The 15,389-nt window shown below is 33.5% G+C and carries 17 protein-coding genes and 1 pseudogene; 12 read left to right on the top strand and 6 right to left on the bottom strand.

The genetic code is table 11. From position 1 onward, the window contains the following. Positions 1–52: 52 nt before the first annotated feature. Positions 53–469, bottom strand: coding sequence for a Holliday junction resolvase RuvX (ruvX, locus tag EKM00_RS05540; RefSeq protein ID WP_126515526.1), 417 nt, complete (start codon positions 467–469; stop codon positions 53–55). A gap of 402 nt (positions 470–871) precedes the next feature. Between ruvX and EKM00_RS05550 the strand changes: the two genes are divergently transcribed. Both EKM00_RS05550 and EKM00_RS15145 read left to right on the top strand, forming a co-directional pair. Next, positions 872–1,687 (top strand): 2,3,4,5-tetrahydropyridine-2,6-dicarboxylate N-succinyltransferase, encoded by an 816-nt coding sequence (locus tag EKM00_RS05550; protein ID WP_126455206.1) that lies wholly within the window; start codon positions 872–874, stop codon positions 1,685–1,687. Between the two features lie 61 nt (positions 1,688–1,748). After that, positions 1,749–3,599, top strand: coding sequence for a glycosyltransferase (locus tag EKM00_RS15145; RefSeq protein ID WP_370453921.1), 1,851 nt, complete (start codon positions 1,749–1,751; stop codon positions 3,597–3,599). On the opposite strand, the gene EKM00_RS05565 is transcribed toward EKM00_RS15145, so the two are convergent. The 3 genes from EKM00_RS05565 to EKM00_RS05575 are packed head-to-tail and all read right to left on the bottom strand — an operon-like array spanning position 3,596 to position 5,957. After that, a complete protein-coding gene (locus EKM00_RS05565) occupies positions 3,596–4,366 on the bottom strand; it encodes a lipopolysaccharide kinase InaA family protein (RefSeq protein ID WP_233592238.1) in 771 nt (256 codons plus the stop codon). The genes EKM00_RS15145 and EKM00_RS05565 overlap by 4 nt on opposite strands. A gap of 24 nt (positions 4,367–4,390) precedes the next feature. Continuing rightward, a complete protein-coding gene (locus tag EKM00_RS05570; RefSeq protein ID WP_126455204.1) occupies positions 4,391–5,173 on the bottom strand; it encodes a DUF5672 family protein in 783 nt (260 codons plus the stop codon). 49 nt (positions 5,174–5,222) lie between these two features. Next, the gene (locus tag EKM00_RS05575) at positions 5,223–5,957 is read right to left on the bottom strand and encodes a glycosyltransferase (RefSeq protein WP_158614745.1); all 735 of its coding nucleotides are present in this window, start codon (positions 5,955–5,957) and stop codon (positions 5,223–5,225) included. Positions 5,958–6,211: 254 nt separating this feature from the next. On the opposite strand from EKM00_RS05575, the gene EKM00_RS05580 reads away from it, so the two are divergent. The 5 genes from EKM00_RS05580 to EKM00_RS05600 are packed head-to-tail and all read left to right on the top strand — an operon-like array spanning position 6,212 to position 10,574. Next, entirely contained in the window at positions 6,212–6,805 is a 594-nt protein-coding gene (locus EKM00_RS05580; protein ID WP_126515528.1) for an L-threonylcarbamoyladenylate synthase, read from the top strand. Positions 6,806–6,844: 39 nt separating this feature from the next. Next, complete coding sequence (locus EKM00_RS05585; RefSeq protein WP_126515529.1) at positions 6,845–7,228, top strand: GxxExxY protein; 384 nt, start codon at positions 6,845–6,847, stop codon at positions 7,226–7,228. Between the two features lie 24 nt (positions 7,229–7,252). Continuing rightward, positions 7,253–8,668: a CCA tRNA nucleotidyltransferase gene (locus EKM00_RS05590; protein WP_126515530.1), complete on the top strand. Its 1,416-nt coding sequence runs from the start codon at positions 7,253–7,255 to the stop codon at positions 8,666–8,668. Between the two features lie 58 nt (positions 8,669–8,726). Beyond that, on the top strand, positions 8,727–9,746 hold the full coding sequence (locus EKM00_RS05595) for a COX15/CtaA family protein (protein WP_126515531.1): 1,020 nt from the start codon (positions 8,727–8,729) through the stop codon (positions 9,744–9,746). Positions 9,747–9,800: 54 nt separating this feature from the next. Continuing rightward, a complete protein-coding gene (locus tag EKM00_RS05600) occupies positions 9,801–10,574 on the top strand; it encodes a CDP-alcohol phosphatidyltransferase family protein (RefSeq protein WP_126455192.1) in 774 nt (257 codons plus the stop codon). A gap of 93 nt (positions 10,575–10,667) precedes the next feature. On the opposite strand, the pseudogene EKM00_RS05605 reads toward EKM00_RS05600, so the two are convergent. Continuing rightward, a pseudogene (locus tag EKM00_RS05605) lies at positions 10,668–11,060 on the bottom strand (LytR/AlgR family response regulator transcription factor); the annotation flags it as partial. A gap of 81 nt (positions 11,061–11,141) precedes the next feature. Then, complete coding sequence (locus EKM00_RS14900) at positions 11,142–11,273, bottom strand: carboxypeptidase-like regulatory domain-containing protein (protein ID WP_233592239.1); 132 nt, start codon at positions 11,271–11,273, stop codon at positions 11,142–11,144. A gap of 361 nt (positions 11,274–11,634) precedes the next feature. Here EKM00_RS14900 and EKM00_RS05610 point away from each other — a divergent pair, with 361 nt between their 5' ends. The 5 genes from EKM00_RS05610 to EKM00_RS05630 all read left to right on the top strand — a co-directional run bounded on the left by EKM00_RS05610 (position 11,635) and on the right by EKM00_RS05630 (position 15,358). Next, positions 11,635–12,195 carry a sugar O-acetyltransferase gene (locus EKM00_RS05610; RefSeq protein ID WP_126455241.1) on the top strand — a complete coding sequence of 187 codons (561 nt, stop codon included), beginning with the start codon at positions 11,635–11,637 and terminating at the stop codon, positions 12,193–12,195. A 1-nt stretch (position 12,196) separates the two neighbouring features. Next, the gene (gloA2, locus tag EKM00_RS05615) at positions 12,197–12,586 is read left to right on the top strand and encodes an SMU1112c/YaeR family gloxylase I-like metalloprotein (protein WP_126515532.1); all 390 of its coding nucleotides are present in this window, start codon (positions 12,197–12,199) and stop codon (positions 12,584–12,586) included. 158 nt (positions 12,587–12,744) lie between these two features. Next, a complete protein-coding gene (locus EKM00_RS05620; protein ID WP_126455188.1) occupies positions 12,745–14,025 on the top strand; it encodes a chloride channel protein in 1,281 nt (426 codons plus the stop codon). A 6-nt stretch (positions 14,026–14,031) separates the two neighbouring features. Beyond that, positions 14,032–14,637 carry an HPP family protein gene (locus EKM00_RS05625; protein ID WP_126460409.1) on the top strand — a complete coding sequence of 202 codons (606 nt, stop codon included), beginning with the start codon at positions 14,032–14,034 and terminating at the stop codon, positions 14,635–14,637. 181 nt (positions 14,638–14,818) lie between these two features. Further along, positions 14,819–15,358, top strand: a complete 540-nt coding sequence (locus EKM00_RS05630; protein ID WP_126455183.1) for an IS1096 element passenger TnpR family protein — start codon at positions 14,819–14,821, stop codon at positions 15,356–15,358. Positions 15,359–15,389 lie beyond the last annotated feature (31 nt).

The following is a 15,389-nucleotide window of genomic DNA, read 5'->3' on the forward strand; positions in this document are numbered from 1 at the left end:
AGTTACATTTATCAAACCGTTTTAGCAAAAAAATAGCTTTTTTACACTGATTTTAAAATTTTTTCCTGGTCAAATAGTCCTGAAGCATAATCGTGGCCGATATTTCGTCAATAAGTGCTTTGTTTTGACGCTGTTTCTTACTCATGCCGCTATCTATCATGGATTGAAAAGCCATTTTTGAAGTAAACCGTTCATCAACCCGAATGACTTTCATCTCCGGAAAATGATTGGTAAAGTGCGTTACAAATCCTTTAATGATCGAAGCACTTTCTGAGGGTTCGCCATTCATTTGTTTGGGTTCACCAATAAGAACGGCTTCTACTTTTTCTTTGAAAAAATAATCCTTCAAAAAAGCAATTGCAGTTGCCGATGGGATTGTGGTTAAACCCGAAGCTATAATTTGCATTTCATCAGTTACCGCTATTCCGGTTCGTTTTTGACCGTAGTCTATGGAGAGAATTCTAGGCATTTATAAGAAGTTTTACAAACATATTGAGCTTAATCGGCTAAATCCATAAAAAAATCAGAATAATTAATTTTCATATTTTGAAATCACTTTATCAAGATAGGCATCAACTTAGTATATTGTATAAAGTTTTGCCGTACCATTATGATTTTTTTCTAGTGAAGCGTCTACTTTTTTTTATTTCTAGTAAACGCCTCATCTTCCTGTACTATTTACTATTGTGAGTTCATCTGATGAAAAGAAACTCAATAACTCCAGAATTTTGGCTTTGATTTCGGGTTGAAATTCTAATCTAATGGTTTCCATAGTACCTACAATTTAAAGTACAAATATATAACATTTTCAAATTAATTTGACTTTTTGCTTTTAGTTAAAAACCCTATCTTTGTCAAAAATCTATCAAAAATGAATCCATTACAGCCGATTATAGAACAAGCTTGGGAAAACCGTGCTTTGTTACAAGAAACTACAACAACTGATGCTATCAGAGCAGTTATTGAATTATTAGATACCGGAAAATTACGTGTTGCTGAACCAGTTGGAGCGGGATGGCAAGTAAACGAATGGGTAAAAAAAGCAGTAGTAATGTATTTCCCTATTCAAAAAATGGAAACATTAGAGTCTGGAATTTTCGAATACCATGACAAAATGTTATTGAAAAGAGGCTATGCCGAGAAAGGAATTCGTGTTGTTCCTAACGCAGTAGCGCGTTACGGTGCTTATATTTCCAGTGGTGTTATCTTGATGCCAAGTTATGTAAACATTGGTGCTTATGTAGACGAAGGAACTATGGTAGACACATGGGCAACCGTAGGTAGTTGTGCTCAAATAGGTAAAAACGTACACTTAAGCGGTGGCGTTGGTATTGGTGGCGTACTTGAACCTTTGCAAGCGGCTCCTGTAATTATTGAAGACGGCGCTTTCATTGGTTCCAGATGTATCGTAGTTGAAGGGGTACATGTTGGGAAAGAAGCTGTACTTGGTGCCAATGTTTGCCTGACTGCCTCCACAAAAATTATTGATGTAACCGGAGAAACTCCCGTTGAAATGAAGGGATATGTTCCTGCCCGTTCCGTTGTGATTCCTGGAAGTTATACAAAAACATTTCCTGCTGGAGATTTTCAAGTCCCTTGTGCTTTGATCATTGGAACTCGTAAACCATCCACTGATTTGAAAACATCATTGAACAATGCGTTACGTGAATATGATGTTGCGGTTTAATATGTTTTAAAACAAAAAAAAAGTGTATATTCCTCCCTTCAACGGGAGGTTTTTTTATGTTATGAAGATACTAGTAATACAACAAAAAATGATTGGCGATGTTTTGATTAGTAGTATAATCTGCAACAATCTTCGTGTAGCCTATCCGGAAGCCCAAATCGATTATTTGGTTTATGAATCAACTACACCTGTATTACAAGGAAACCCAAATCTTGACACTGTTATTTTATTTAAAGAAAAACATCGTAAAAACAAAAAGGAATTCTTCAAATTAGCCCTTCAAATTAGGGAAAATGAATATGATTTACTTATTGATGCCTACTCTAAACTGGAGAGTTGGCTCATTGTATTATTGAGCGGAGCCAAAAGGAAAATTTCCTACCGAAAAAAAGGTCGAAACTTTTTGTACACAACCACTGTCCCATTTGAATCATTTCCAAAAACAAGTTTGGGTTTAGCCATCGAAAGGCGCTTATCCTTATTAAAACCTTTGCATTTACCCATTGAAATTGATCCGTTTCCGAAATTATTTGTTACGGCAAAAGAAAAGCAAGTAGCAATAACCCTTTTTGAAAACCATCATGTTAGAAAAGACAGAAAAACGGTTATGATTAGTCTTTTGGGAAGCGAAAAACTAAAAACATATCCATTAGAATATATGGCAAAAGTAGTAGATGCGATTGTTGAAAATCAGGATGTAAATATCCTTTTTAATTATTTTCCAAAGCAAATTGATGATGCTACAATAATTTTTGATGCCTGTAAACCCTCCACTAAAGAAAATATTTATTTTGACCTATTGGCCAATGATTTAAGAGGCTTTATTGCTATTATGAACCATTGTGATTTGATTATTGGAAACGATGGTGGTGCAATAAATATGGCCAAAGCGTTACACAAACCCTCCTTTATTATTTTTTCGCCTTGGATAGAAAAAAAAATATGGGCTACTTTTGAAGATGGAAAACAACACATGTCAGTTCATCTAAATGATTTCAAACCTCAATTATTGCATTCGAAAACTGAAAAAGAACTCAAGAAAGAAGCGCTTTCTTTGTACCAAGAATTTACACCTGATTTATTTGGCGATAAAATTGAGTCGTTTATAAACCAAAATCTAAACACTATCCTTAAACCAAATATAACGGTGCATCAAAAAAAAGCGCCGATAAGTGCCTTAATCATAACCTATAATGAAGCAGAAAATATTAAATCTGTAATTAACGATTTAGATTTTGCAGAGGAGATTCTGGTAATTGATTCTTTTAGTACAGACCAAACAACAGCCATAGCTAGCTCCTATAAAAATGTAAAAGTAGTTCAACATGCATTCGAAAATTATGCTGCACAGCGCAACTTCGCAATACGTTTAGCCCAAAATAATTGGATTCTTTTCCTTGATGCTGACGAAAGAATTAGTGAAGCACTTAAAGATGAAATCATTGAAACAGTTTCTAAAAAAGAAAGTCAATCAGCCTATTTTTTCGACAGAACCTTTATGTTCCAAAACAAAAAACTACGCTTTAGTGGTTGGCAAACCGATAAGATATTCCGACTTTTTCAAAAAGATAAAGCCCATTATGCCTCTCATAAAATTGTTCATGAAAAACTAATTGTACACGGAAATATTGGCAAATTAAAAAACAAACTCATTCATTTCTCTTATAAAGACTATTCCAGTTACAAACAAAAAATGATTCATTATGGCCAATTAAAAGCCCAAGAAGAATTTAATAAAGGCACCAAACCAACATTATTTCACTTTTACATTCGCCCTCTGTATCAATTCCTGTACCAGTACATTATCAGGCTGGGGATTTTAGATGGCCAGAAAGGAATAACAATTTGCTATTTAAATGCACTTAGTGTCTATGTGCGTTTTCAGGAGTTAAAAAAACGTAATTCCTATTAAGATTCCCAGAATTTTAATTTCTTTTTTAATCGTTTCTTTTTTGCGAATTTCTCCTGAAATTCACCTGTTGCCTGCCACATTTTATCAAAAATTGAAGTGCTTGACTCCCTATAATACTTTGCATATTCATCGCTCATGACCGCAATCATTTCCTTTTTTGGCGTAAGCCTGCTTAAGTTTTTCATTCTTGCATCAAAATCCATTTCATCATGAAAAGTCATTCGGTTCAAGTCGACTAAATAAAAACTAAACTGAGCGTCCGCTACCTTTTTGATCAACGTATTTCCGGGAGAGTGGTCTAAAAATTCAATTCCTTTTTCATGCAAATCGAAAGAAAATTTAGTAAACTGTCTCAAAATAGCGTCATGATCCGGATAATCTGGAATTTCAACGAGTTCTCTAAATGTCAAGTCGCTCTCAAGATGTTCACTTACATAATAACTTTCATTCAGTCCCCAAAAATCAAAATTCTCGAAATAAGCTATAGGTTGTGGCGTACCAATTCCCTTTTCTAATAAAATAGTTGCATATTCGAAAGAACGTCTGGCTTTAGATTTTCTAAAATATTTATAGGCTATTTTATTGATCATATTTGGAATTTTGAAGGATTTGATATTAATCATTTTCCTTTCTAATTCAAAAAGTTTTATTTTGTTTCTTTGACCGTCTCCAAAAAGAATTCCTAAATCAGAATTAAATTCTTTTATGAAACGGAGGACTTCATTGGAATTACCAACAGATTTAGAAAACATAAATTTTATAGTCATTTTTGTTCTTTTTGTACAATTATCTTAATGTTGATTTAATATTGGTTCCCAAAACTCCATCACTTTCGGTTTATTAATTCCGTGACATCCAAATGGTAGTTCATTGTTATTTAGCATCAATGCAATTTTAGGTTTTCGATCTATTGCAAAACGCAACGCTTCTATATAATCTGGTATTCTAAAATCAGGATTGAATTCAGCTGCCTTCAGCGACCAAAAAACATCTTCAATAGCATAGATTTCTTTTTCTTCAGCACGCAAAAAATCAAGAATAAATGGCTCGTTTTGCTTCACAACGGCATAATGAGAAGCTGTTTTACGCAATGAAAAGCCCCCATTTCCTACTTTAAAAAAAGTTTGCTCTCTGTCATTTTTCTTTTTAGATCTAAATTTTCTGGCAATCAAATTAAAAAATTTTGCCCAAATAGATTTCTTTAAACTAGCAATCCAAGGCGCCCCTATGTAATCATAACCTTGATTACACCAAAACGCTAATTCATCTTTAAAAACAAAAGCATCCAATTGATAAATTAAAATATATTCAGAATCTAAAAAACGTTCATAAAAGGAAGAAGACAATAGTAATTCATTATATCCTTCAATATTTTGGAAATACTTTTTTGGAAAATTCTCAACAGAAATCGCATCATACTTAGCTGTAATATACGAATTATCTAAACCTTCTGGCTGAACTAGAATAATTTCATATTTAACAAGCACTTTCAAACATCGCAAAAACGATTTCTCTTCAAGTTCCCCAAAATAGGATTTGTATATGGGGATGACAACTTTTACTGAATTTTTCATTTTATTATGTTACTTTTAGGTCAAAAAATATAAAACTGATTTGTATCTATTAATACTTTTTTTCGTAATCCGCATTGGCAATTTTTCCAGTTTCATCTATCTTCCAAGAGCTTGAATCATTGGCTGTTTTAAAATAAAAAAGTTGTTCTTCAGAAAGATTATCCATGTCAATATACCAACCGCCATGCAAAGCAACGTATGGGTAATCCGTACGCAAGGCTGTTTTGAATTTCTTGTTTTTCCTGTGGTAAAAAGGTTTGTATAAAGCAAAAGTAGTATCAATATCTGCATCAAAAACTCCTTCGGAAATCTTTTTTTTCCAAAATTTAGATTCCCAATTAATAACTTTTTCTCTATTAGGATTACTTAATGGAATGTCATCTATTTTTAATCCAAAACCTACTTTCATTCGTTTCTTGTTTTCAATTAAAGCCGATTGGAATTTTATCAAAAAATCCGCAGGACAATCTGCTAAAGGCACAATATCAGGATCAGTAACAACATAATATCCATTACCATATTTTATGAATAAATCATACTTTTTCCAAAAAACTAAATGTCCATAATTTTTTTTTAATCGATGAATTGTTACTTTCTTTTCGATTTTATCAAAATAACGCAATAATGGCTCATAGGTAGAATTATTGTCAATAATTACAAGGTTTGAAAAACCTCTTGATAATAAAAAATCAATAAGTTTTTTTAAATACTCCAATTGATTAAAACTTGTAATAATAATTGGGATTTTATAAGACTCGGTTAATGTCAAATCCTTGTAATCCAAACCTGAAAATTTGTAGAAATAAAAACAAATTCGAATATATAAATATTTTAAAACTGTCAGAACCATTTAAAAAAGAATGAATTAATATTCAAAAGCGAATCAATTGACATACAATTTCGTTATGTAATTGTTATAATAGGAAAACAAAAATAATCTTATAATTAATAAAAACTACACTATTCTGAATTAAATTTAAGATTTATACCAATTAGAAAGATTATTTTTGTGGCAGAATCTATCTAGAAATAATACATATGAATCTCAACGAAGAAATCCAAAAAGCTTACGAAGTCATAAAAGAAGGCGGAATCATCCTCTACCCCACTGATACCGTATGGGGAATTGGTTGTGACGCCACAAATCCAGAGGCTGTTGCTAAAATTTACAAACTTAAGAAAAGAGCCGAAACCCAAAGCATGATTGTTTTGATGAATGGCGATAAAATGATTTACAATGTATTCAAAGACATTCCGGAAGTAGCCTGGCAAATTATGGACTTCTCTGACCTGACCGATAGCGAACAGGCAAATCAAAACCCAACCACTTTAATTCTGGACAAACCACGAAACGTAGCACCCAATTTAATTGCAGCTGACAACTCACTAGGAATTAGACTTGTAAAGGAACCTTTTTGTTTTAAATTGATGGAAAAAATGAAAAAACCGTTGGTTTCCACATCAGCAAATATCTCCGGACAACCTACTCCAAAAAGTTTCAAAGAAATCAGTCCTGAAATTATAAAAGGCGTGGACTATGTTGTAAATTTGCATCGCGAAAAAATTGCCGGAAAACCATCTACAATCATAAAATTGACAAGTGATTCTCAGGTAAAAGTGATACGGAAATAATTGTTTTTTTACCGCTAATTCGCTAATTCAATTTTAAAAATGGATGATTTAATTTATAAAGATGAATGTTATAAAATTGTTGGACTCTTGTATGAAGTACACAAAAATCTTGGTAAAGGTTTCTCTGAAATAGTTTATAAAGATGCCTTAGAATTTGAATTTAACGAAAAGAATATTCACTATGAGAGGGAAAAAGAATATTCAGTTAATTATAAAAATTCAATTTTAAAACATAAATTTTATGCCGATTTTATTATCCAAGACAAAATAATTCTTGAAATAAAAACTGTCGAATGTTTTAACAATAGTCATTACAATCAGTGTTTAAATTATTTAAAAATTTCTGGAAACAAACTTGCAATATTGGTTAATTTTAACTTAACCTTTTTAGAATACAAACGTATCGTTGATACCAAAAAATAATTAGCGAATTCGCGGTAATAAAAAATGAACTACAAAACAGCATTACAAAATAAAATTTTCGAAGTCATCTCTCAAGCTTCTCAAGAACTTAGCGTTGACAGTTATGTGATTGGTGGTTTCGTAAGAGATTTACTTTTGAAGAGAGACTTTAAAAAAGACATTGATATTGTTGCCGTGGGCAGCGGAATTGAATTGGCTTTAAAAGTGTCACAACTGCTTCCTAACAAACCAAAAGTTCAGGTTTTCAAAACTTACGGAACAGCGATGCTGCGTTTTGAAGACACCGAAATTGAATTTGTTGGAGCCAGAAAAGAATCCTATCATTTTGAAAGCAGGAATCCAGTTGTAGAAAACGGCACTTTAGAAGACGACCAAAATCGTCGTGATTTCACCATAAATGCACTGGCTTTATCTTTGAACACCACTAATTTTGGAGAACTCTCTGATCCGTTCAATGGATTAGCCGATTTAGAACGCAAAATAATCAGAACCCCTTTGGATCCAGATATTACTTTCTCTGATGATCCATTACGCATGTTGAGAGGAATTCGTTTTGCAAACCAATTGGGATTTGAAATCGAAGAAGATTCGCTGAATTCGATAACCAAAAATGCGGAACGGATAAAAATTATTTCCGGAGAACGCATTGTAGATGAATTGAATAAAATACTTTCGACAGACAAACCGTCTATCGGATTCTTACTTTTGTTCAAAACAGGCCTTTTAGATATTATTCTTCCAGAATTGACTGCTTTGAACCAAGTTGAAGAAATTGAGGGGCACACCCATAAAAACAATTTTTATCACACGCTGGAAGTTGTTGATAATATTTGCCCACATACCGATGACGTTTGGTTGCGCTGGTCGGCGTTGTTACACGATATAGGCAAAGCACCAACGAAACGTTTTACTAAAAAACAAGGCTGGACCTTTCACGGACACGAATTTCTTGGTGGCAAAATGGCCAAAAAGATATTTGAACGTTTGCACATGCCGCTGAATCAAAAAATGAAATTTGTGCAAAAAATGGTCATGATGAGTTCACGTCCGATTGTTTTATCCCAGGATACGGTAACGGATTCTGCCGTGCGCCGTTTGGTTTTTGACGCTGGCGAAGATGTTGAGAATTTAATGACGCTATGCGAAGCGGATATCACTACTAAAAACCCAAATAAATTCAAGAAATACCACAATAACTTTGAAATTGTCCGCCAGAAAATTGTAGAAGTAGAAGAACGAGATCAGGTTCGTAATTTCCAACCGCCTATTTCAGGAGAGGAAATCATGGAACTATTCAATTTGCAGCCATCACGTGAAATTGGTGTTTTGAAAGAAGCGGTGAAAGAAGCGATTATCGAAGGAGAAATTCCTAATGAATATCAAGCAGCGTATGATTTTGTTTTGAAAAGAGGTGCAAAAATGGGTTTAAACAAAGTTTAACTTTTGTGTATTTTATTTCTAGACCAAAAAAAGATAATTTTACAAAAATATTATTTCAGTGCAAAAATACTTTTTAAATTCAGCTAAAATAGCTTTAGTACTTGTATATCTGGTCATATTTGCGGGTGCATTTGTGCGACTCACAGGCTCAGGAATGGGATGCCCAGATTGGCCAAAATGCTTTGGATATTACATTCCGCCAACAGAGCAAAAAGAATTGCTTTTTACCGCCGGAAAAGAATATGATAAAGGTCAAGTAATCATTAAAGAAGAATCACTACTAGTCGCTAAAACTGATTTTATATCAAAAGCAACTTTTGAGTCATCCAACTGGGAAAAATATACAAAACACGATTACGCTATTTTCAATCCTTTACACACTTGGATCGAATACATCAATCGCTTATTTGGTGCCCTGGCCGGGATTGCTTGTATTGTAACTTTTATACTATCATTCAGCTATTGGAAAGAAAACAAAAAAATTATTTTACTGAGTTTCTTGGTGTGCATTTTAATGGCGTTTCAAGCGTGGTTAGGCAAAACCGTCGTAGATTCAGTATTAAGTCCTTTTAAAATTACTGTACACATGCTTGCCGCTTTATTGATCGTCGCCATGCAATTAATAGTTATTTACGCCGTACAAAAAAATAGAAAGACAACCGTTTTGAACACAAAATTTAATTGGATATTGATGCTTTCATTACTTCTTACAATCATCCAAATAGTCTTAGGTACTGATGTTCGTGAACAAGTAGATATCATCGCTAAAACTGGAGCGCCTGAGGTATTGTGGCTAGAAAATCCTAGTATTGTTTTTTATATTCATCGTTCTTTTTCAATACTAGTCTTAGTCACTAATTTATATTTATTTACGTTAAACAGTAAACTAGCGTTAGGCTTTTCAAAGATAAAATGGGTGATTTTTCTGTTATCTTTAGAGATAATTTCAGGAATATTAATGTACTATTTTGACTTCCCATTTGGAACTCAAACCATACATATTGTAATAGCGACTCTACTATTTGGTGTGCAATTTTATATTATTTTAGAGTCTAAATCAAAAACAGTTATTCAATAAAATGAATACCTCTGACTATATTGTCACATTTACTTTTGTTTATGAAATAAAAAAATGTCTAAACTTGCCGCTCAAGATAAATTTTTAGATTTATCAGATTATGGAAGAAGCTTCGGGAAATTTCTAGCCAATCAATTAAAAAATACGCGTTTTACTCCCATTCACGTCACCATGCTTTTTGGCATTTCCGGCCTGATCGCCATTTACTATATTCTTGACGGATCCTACTTTCTGGCTGGTTTTTTCATCCTGCTGAAATCAGGAATCGATGCGGCCGATGGCGAATTAGCACGCTTAAAAAAAACGCCTTCTTACACCGGAAGATACCTGGACAGTGTGTTCGATATCGTTTTGAATTTTCTCTTTTTGATAACGATTTGTTATGTTTCAAAAACGACGCTGTGGCTGACCATTTTAGCCTTTATTGGAATCCAATTACAGGGCACTTTATACAATTACTACTATGTGATTTTAAGAAACAAATCCGTTGGCGGAGACACTACCAGTAAAATTTTTGAGTACAAATCACCCAGAGCTTTACCTGGCGAAACCCAAAAATCCGTCGATATTCTGTTCCTTGTTTATACCCTCGTATATGGCACATTCGACAAGATCATTCACACACTTGATAAAGAAGCTTACAAAGTAAAAACGTTCCCTAATTGGTTTATGACACTACTTTCTATCTACGGTTTGGGCTTCCAACTATTGATAATTGCGGTAATGTTACCTATGAATTTAATTGAATATATCATTCCGTTTTTTATACTTTACACGGCACTCATTTTTGTTTTAATTGGTATCCGAAAAACATTTTTAAAGGTATAAAAGCATTATAGACATATTCTATACTACACACATAATAAACTAAAAAAGAGTTATTTAATACCAATTATATACTTTATCTGTTTAATACCATTATCAGCCTATCCAACTCTTGAAATCAGAAACCTTTTCTCTACTCACAATTACTTCTTCGTCTTTGTAAGAAGGTAAAATAACTTTTAATCGGGAGTTGCTGTAGACTACAATTTCTTTTATTGCTTTAAGAGGAACTATTAATTTTCGGCTTACCCGATAAAAATCCTTTGGATCTAATTCCTGTTCCAAAAGTTCTAAAGTTGTTTCTATTAAATAATTCCTGTTGTCAAAAGTATGAAGATACGTTCCTTTATTTTCATTAAAAAAACACTCAATTTCATCGGCAGAAATCACCTTTAAATGTTGGCCTATTTTTACAGAAAATCTTTTTTTGTATTTTTTTTCAAATGGATTAGATAGCATTTTTTTGATTTGTTCAAAATCTAATTCTACTGGCTACGGCTGCGGCAAACGCACTAGATAAATCAGAAAAATCATCTACAAACTTTGATTCCCAATTGTTGAGTCGTAAAACTAAAATTTCCCCATTTCAGTACTGGAAGTACCATCATACGTTCCTTCGATAAAAATATTAGCACCGGAAACGGGTTTTCCTTTTTCATCTACCACTTTCCCGGAAACTGTATTTTGTGAAAAAATAGTCAAGCTAAACAATAAAAAGACAAATAAAAAAAATCGAATTAAGACTTTCCTTGGAATGATTTGGCTGTTTAATACATGTTAGTTTCATCGTATTTAATTTTTTTATAAAGCAAATGTATTTTAGAAAAGAAGGTGGCAAAACAATACTGAACTGTTGAAATACGAGGATGAGTTGTAATAATTTTAATTTTAGATTATATTTACAACGTACTATTGCGCTACAGTAGCAGGATCAGCATGAGGGATAGTAGTGAAAATCCTTTCTTGGCTCGATGTTAAAGCGAGACAAGAAAGATTGTAACGAATAGCCCGACCGGAGCTTTTGCGCAGGGCATGCCCAAAAACAAAAAAACTAAGTATGGAAATAAAAACCGAAAAAGAGAAAATGATTGCCGGAGAATATTATTTAGCAGGCGATCCTGTTTTAGTAAAAGACAGGCGAAAATCTAAAAATTTGCTCCACCGATTAAATGTTGTGGAATACAGAATAACTAAAAAAGCACGGGAAATTCTAAAAGAACTGATTCCCAATGCCGGAGCAAATCTATATATTGAACCTCCATTCTTTTGCGACTACGGCTACAATATCAGTTGTGGGGAAAACGTGTATTTTAATGTAAACTGTGTTGTTTTAGACTGTGCCAAGGTCACTATTGGTTCCAATGTGTTTTTTGCACCAGGAGTTCAATTGTACACCGCCACACATCCGCTGGATGCTGAACTGAGAAAAACGCTGGAAAATGCCTTACCAATAACCATTGGTGATGATTGCTGGATTGGAGGAAATTCCGTTATTTGTCCTGGAATCACTATTGGAAATGGCTGCGTTATTGGTGCAGGTTCAGTGGTTACTAAAGACATTCCTGATAATTCGTTAGCCGTTGGAAATCCAGCAAAAGTGATCCGGCAATTAAATCAACAATAATATGATCCAACTTAACAAAATTCACCATATTGCTATTATTTGTGCCAATTATCAAAAATCAAAAACGTTCTATACAACTGTTTTAGGACTTACCGTTATTCAGGAAATTTACCGTGAGGAAAGACGATCGTATAAACTTGATTTGGCACTTAACGGAGAATATGTAATAGAATTATTTTCTTTTCCAAATCCGCCAAAACGTCCATCCGCTCCTGAAGCGGCAGGAATGCGTCATTTAGCTTTTGAAGTAGATGATATTCAGAAAACACGCGAGTATTTTGTGAATCAAAACATCCCTTCCGAAGAAATACGTATCGATGAATTTACCAAAAAAAAGTTCTTCTTTATTGCCGATCCGGATGAATTACCTTTAGAATTTTATGAAAAATAAGATGCTTCCTAAATTTAAAAGAACAAAATAATACCAGAATCGCAAAAGAAAACCATGCCTTTCTTTTTTTAATTCTAATCTGGTTTTGTTTCTTTATCTTTGCAACATTGAGTTAAATTCTTTTTATTACACTAATAAAGATTCCATCCCCCTTTTAAATGAACACTACTGCAAGAATAAAAAAAAATTATCACTTTATTAAATTCCGAAAATTAGTTATTGTCTCCGTTTTGATTGGTTTTCTTTCTGCTTTTTTAGGTGTTATTTTAAAGAATGTTACAGAATATTATGAAGAAATATTTTTTCATCAAGCCGATCTCAATCCACTATTCTTAGTTATTTTCCCCATATTTGGATTGTCAATTATTTATTTTCTTAGGGAATATTTATTTAAGAAAAAAGAAAACAAAGGCATAAAAGAAATCTTTGAAAGCACCAATTCTAAATCTAAAAATTTACCCAGTTATAAAATCCCTTCTCATTTCATTAACGGATTATTAACCGTCGTTTTTGGCGGTTCCACCGGGATAGAAGTCTCAACTGTTGTGGCTTCGGCAACCATTGGCTCCGTTGCGCAAAGAAAGCAAAATGTGTTTAGACAATACAAAACTGAATTGATATGTGCCGGAATTGCCGCTGGAATTACCGCTATATTCAGCAGCCCGATCGCTGGAATTCTTTTTGCGATAGAAGTTATTTCTAGAAAAGTCACTCGCGCATTCTTACTCAGTAACTTGATTGCGGTAGCCATTGCTTTTGGGCTGGTATTTTTATTGGACGAAAAACCATTGTTTGCAGTAAATATTACAACTTGGCATCTCAACGCCATTCCCTACTTTATTCTTTTAGGCATTTTGTCAGGATTGAATTCCGTGTATCTAACGCGCAGTGTATTGTTTTTCAAAGCCCAATTTACGAGAATAAAAATTCCATATTTCAAAATTATAATAGGATCGCTGATTTTAAGTTCCTCTTTATTCCTGTTTCCACAGCTTTATGGCGAAGGCTATCATGCTATTAAAACTATATTTGTTAGTTCGAATGAAATGTCATTGACTTTCCCTCTGGCACTAACGATCATTGGCATCATCATCCTGAAACCCATTGTAACATCAGCCACACTTGCTTCAGGAGGAGATGGAGGTGTTTTTGCACCAAGTCTTTTCATGGGTGCTTTTTTAGGATTACTTCTTGCTTTAGTTTCAAACACTTATTTTAATGCTCATGTAATTCCGATAAACTTTATTATCATGGGGATGGCTGCCGTTTTAAGCGCCAGTATTCATGCCCCTTTTACTGCTATTTTCTTAGTTTGTGGGCTAACGAATGATTACACTTTGTTTATTCCTATTTTGTTGGTTTGCTTAATATCAAAATATACGGCAAAAATGATTTACCCTTTTACCGTTTATTCCTATTCGCCAAGTTTAATAAAATAATCTCCTATGCACGTTCAAAAAATAAAAAGGAGTTATCGCAAAACCAAATACATCCTCTACAAGGAGACTTTGGTTGATTTTAAAGAACATTCCTGGGCTTTTTTGGGTTCTTTTATTGGGATTGGAATAATAGCCTATTTGCAATCAAAAGCTTTACCAGAATCTGATGTTATTTATTTAATTGGATCCTTTGGCGCATCGAGTGTATTGGTATATGGTGTGATTCAAAGTCCATTAGCACAGCCTAGAAACCTTATTGGCGGCCACCTGGTTTCAGCAATTATAGGCGTAACAATTGCTAAATTTGTCCCTGATATTCTATGGTTATCCGCACCGCTTGCAGTTTCCTTGTCTATAGTTTTAATGCAAATGACAAAGACGCTTCACCCGCCGGGAGGTGCCACAGCATTGATAGCCATAATTGGCTCCCCAAAAATTAAAGAACTGGGATACTGGTATGTGCTGTATCCTGTGCTAACTGGCTCACTCATACTCCTTGTTATTGCATTGATTGTAAATAACATGACATCAAAAAGACAATACCCAAATCATAAAAAATACCACCAGTACCGAAAAAGAGTAGCCCGTGTATTTAAAATAAAAAAACTGTAACTTTTTATTCAAATAAGTGATTTGAAAGCAAAAGTTACTTTCCTTCTTTTCTTCAAAAAGACTTTGACATTGATGTATTTCTTTCTCGTGCATACGCAAAAATCTTATTAACAAATCTGAAATCTGAAATCTAAATCTAAAATTATATTTTACCTTTGGACTTTTAATATAAATAAAGATTATGGTTTATAAATTTAGAGTGATTCTAGACGCGGAAGAAGATGTTTTTAGAGACATTGCAATACTTGAAGAAGATACTTTAGAAGATTTACACAATGCTATTTTCAATTCTTTTGGTTTTGACGGGATGGAAGTAGCTTCTTTTTATACTTGTGATGAGACTTGGAACCAAGAAGAGGAAATTTCACTTTTTGATACCGGTGATGTTCCCGGTGAGCAAAAAATCATGAGTGACTATCAATTATCTGATATTTTAGACAAACAAAATACCAAAATTCTTTATGTCTATGACTTTATCAATATGTGGACATTTCTTGTAGAACTTGCTGCTGTAGAAGACCAAGTGCTGGGTAATTTATACCCGGAAACTATTTTTTCTCATGGGGAAATGCCGGATGAAGCGATGGAGAAAAACTTTGAATCTGACAATGCCGATAACTATAATGATGAATTTGAAGATGGCTTGGACGAAGATGATCTGGACATGTTTGAAGGCGATGATAGTTTTGAAGACTACGGATTTGAGGAAAATTGGAATTAATTTTCAGATAGAAAGATTCAAAGTAACAAAG

It is taken from the genome of Flavobacterium sp. RSP15, assembly GCF_003968755.1.
Classification (GTDB): domain Bacteria; phylum Bacteroidota; class Bacteroidia; order Flavobacteriales; family Flavobacteriaceae; genus Flavobacterium.

What these genes read in the sequence shown, in the direction of transcription:
- EKM00_RS05620 (WP_126455188.1), top strand. Translation starts at nt 12,745, where the DNA reads ATGAACACTACTGCAAGAATAAAAAAAAATTATCACTTTATTAAATTC.
- EKM00_RS05585 (WP_126515529.1), top strand. Translation starts at nt 6,845, where the DNA reads ATGGATGATTTAATTTATAAAGATGAATGTTATAAAATTGTTGGACTC.
- EKM00_RS05565 (WP_233592238.1), bottom strand. Translation starts at nt 4,366, where the DNA reads ATGACTATAAAATTTATGTTTTCTAAATCTGTTGGTAATTCCAATGAA.
- gloA2 (WP_126515532.1), top strand. Translation starts at nt 12,197, where the DNA reads ATGATCCAACTTAACAAAATTCACCATATTGCTATTATTTGTGCCAAT.
- EKM00_RS05625 (WP_126460409.1), top strand. Translation starts at nt 14,032, where the DNA reads ATGCACGTTCAAAAAATAAAAAGGAGTTATCGCAAAACCAAATACATC.
- EKM00_RS05580 (WP_126515528.1), top strand. Translation starts at nt 6,212, where the DNA reads ATGAATCTCAACGAAGAAATCCAAAAAGCTTACGAAGTCATAAAAGAA.
- ruvX (WP_126515526.1), bottom strand. Translation starts at nt 469, where the DNA reads ATGCCTAGAATTCTCTCCATAGACTACGGTCAAAAACGAACCGGAATA.
- EKM00_RS15145 (WP_370453921.1), top strand. Translation starts at nt 1,749, where the DNA reads ATGAAGATACTAGTAATACAACAAAAAATGATTGGCGATGTTTTGATT.
- EKM00_RS05550 (WP_126455206.1), top strand. Translation starts at nt 872, where the DNA reads ATGAATCCATTACAGCCGATTATAGAACAAGCTTGGGAAAACCGTGCT.
- EKM00_RS05570 (WP_126455204.1), bottom strand. Translation starts at nt 5,173, where the DNA reads ATGAAAAATTCAGTAAAAGTTGTCATCCCCATATACAAATCCTATTTT.
- EKM00_RS05630 (WP_126455183.1), top strand. Translation starts at nt 14,819, where the DNA reads ATGGTTTATAAATTTAGAGTGATTCTAGACGCGGAAGAAGATGTTTTT.
- EKM00_RS05590 (WP_126515530.1), top strand. Translation starts at nt 7,253, where the DNA reads ATGAACTACAAAACAGCATTACAAAATAAAATTTTCGAAGTCATCTCT.
- EKM00_RS05600 (WP_126455192.1), top strand. Translation starts at nt 9,801, where the DNA reads ATGTCTAAACTTGCCGCTCAAGATAAATTTTTAGATTTATCAGATTAT.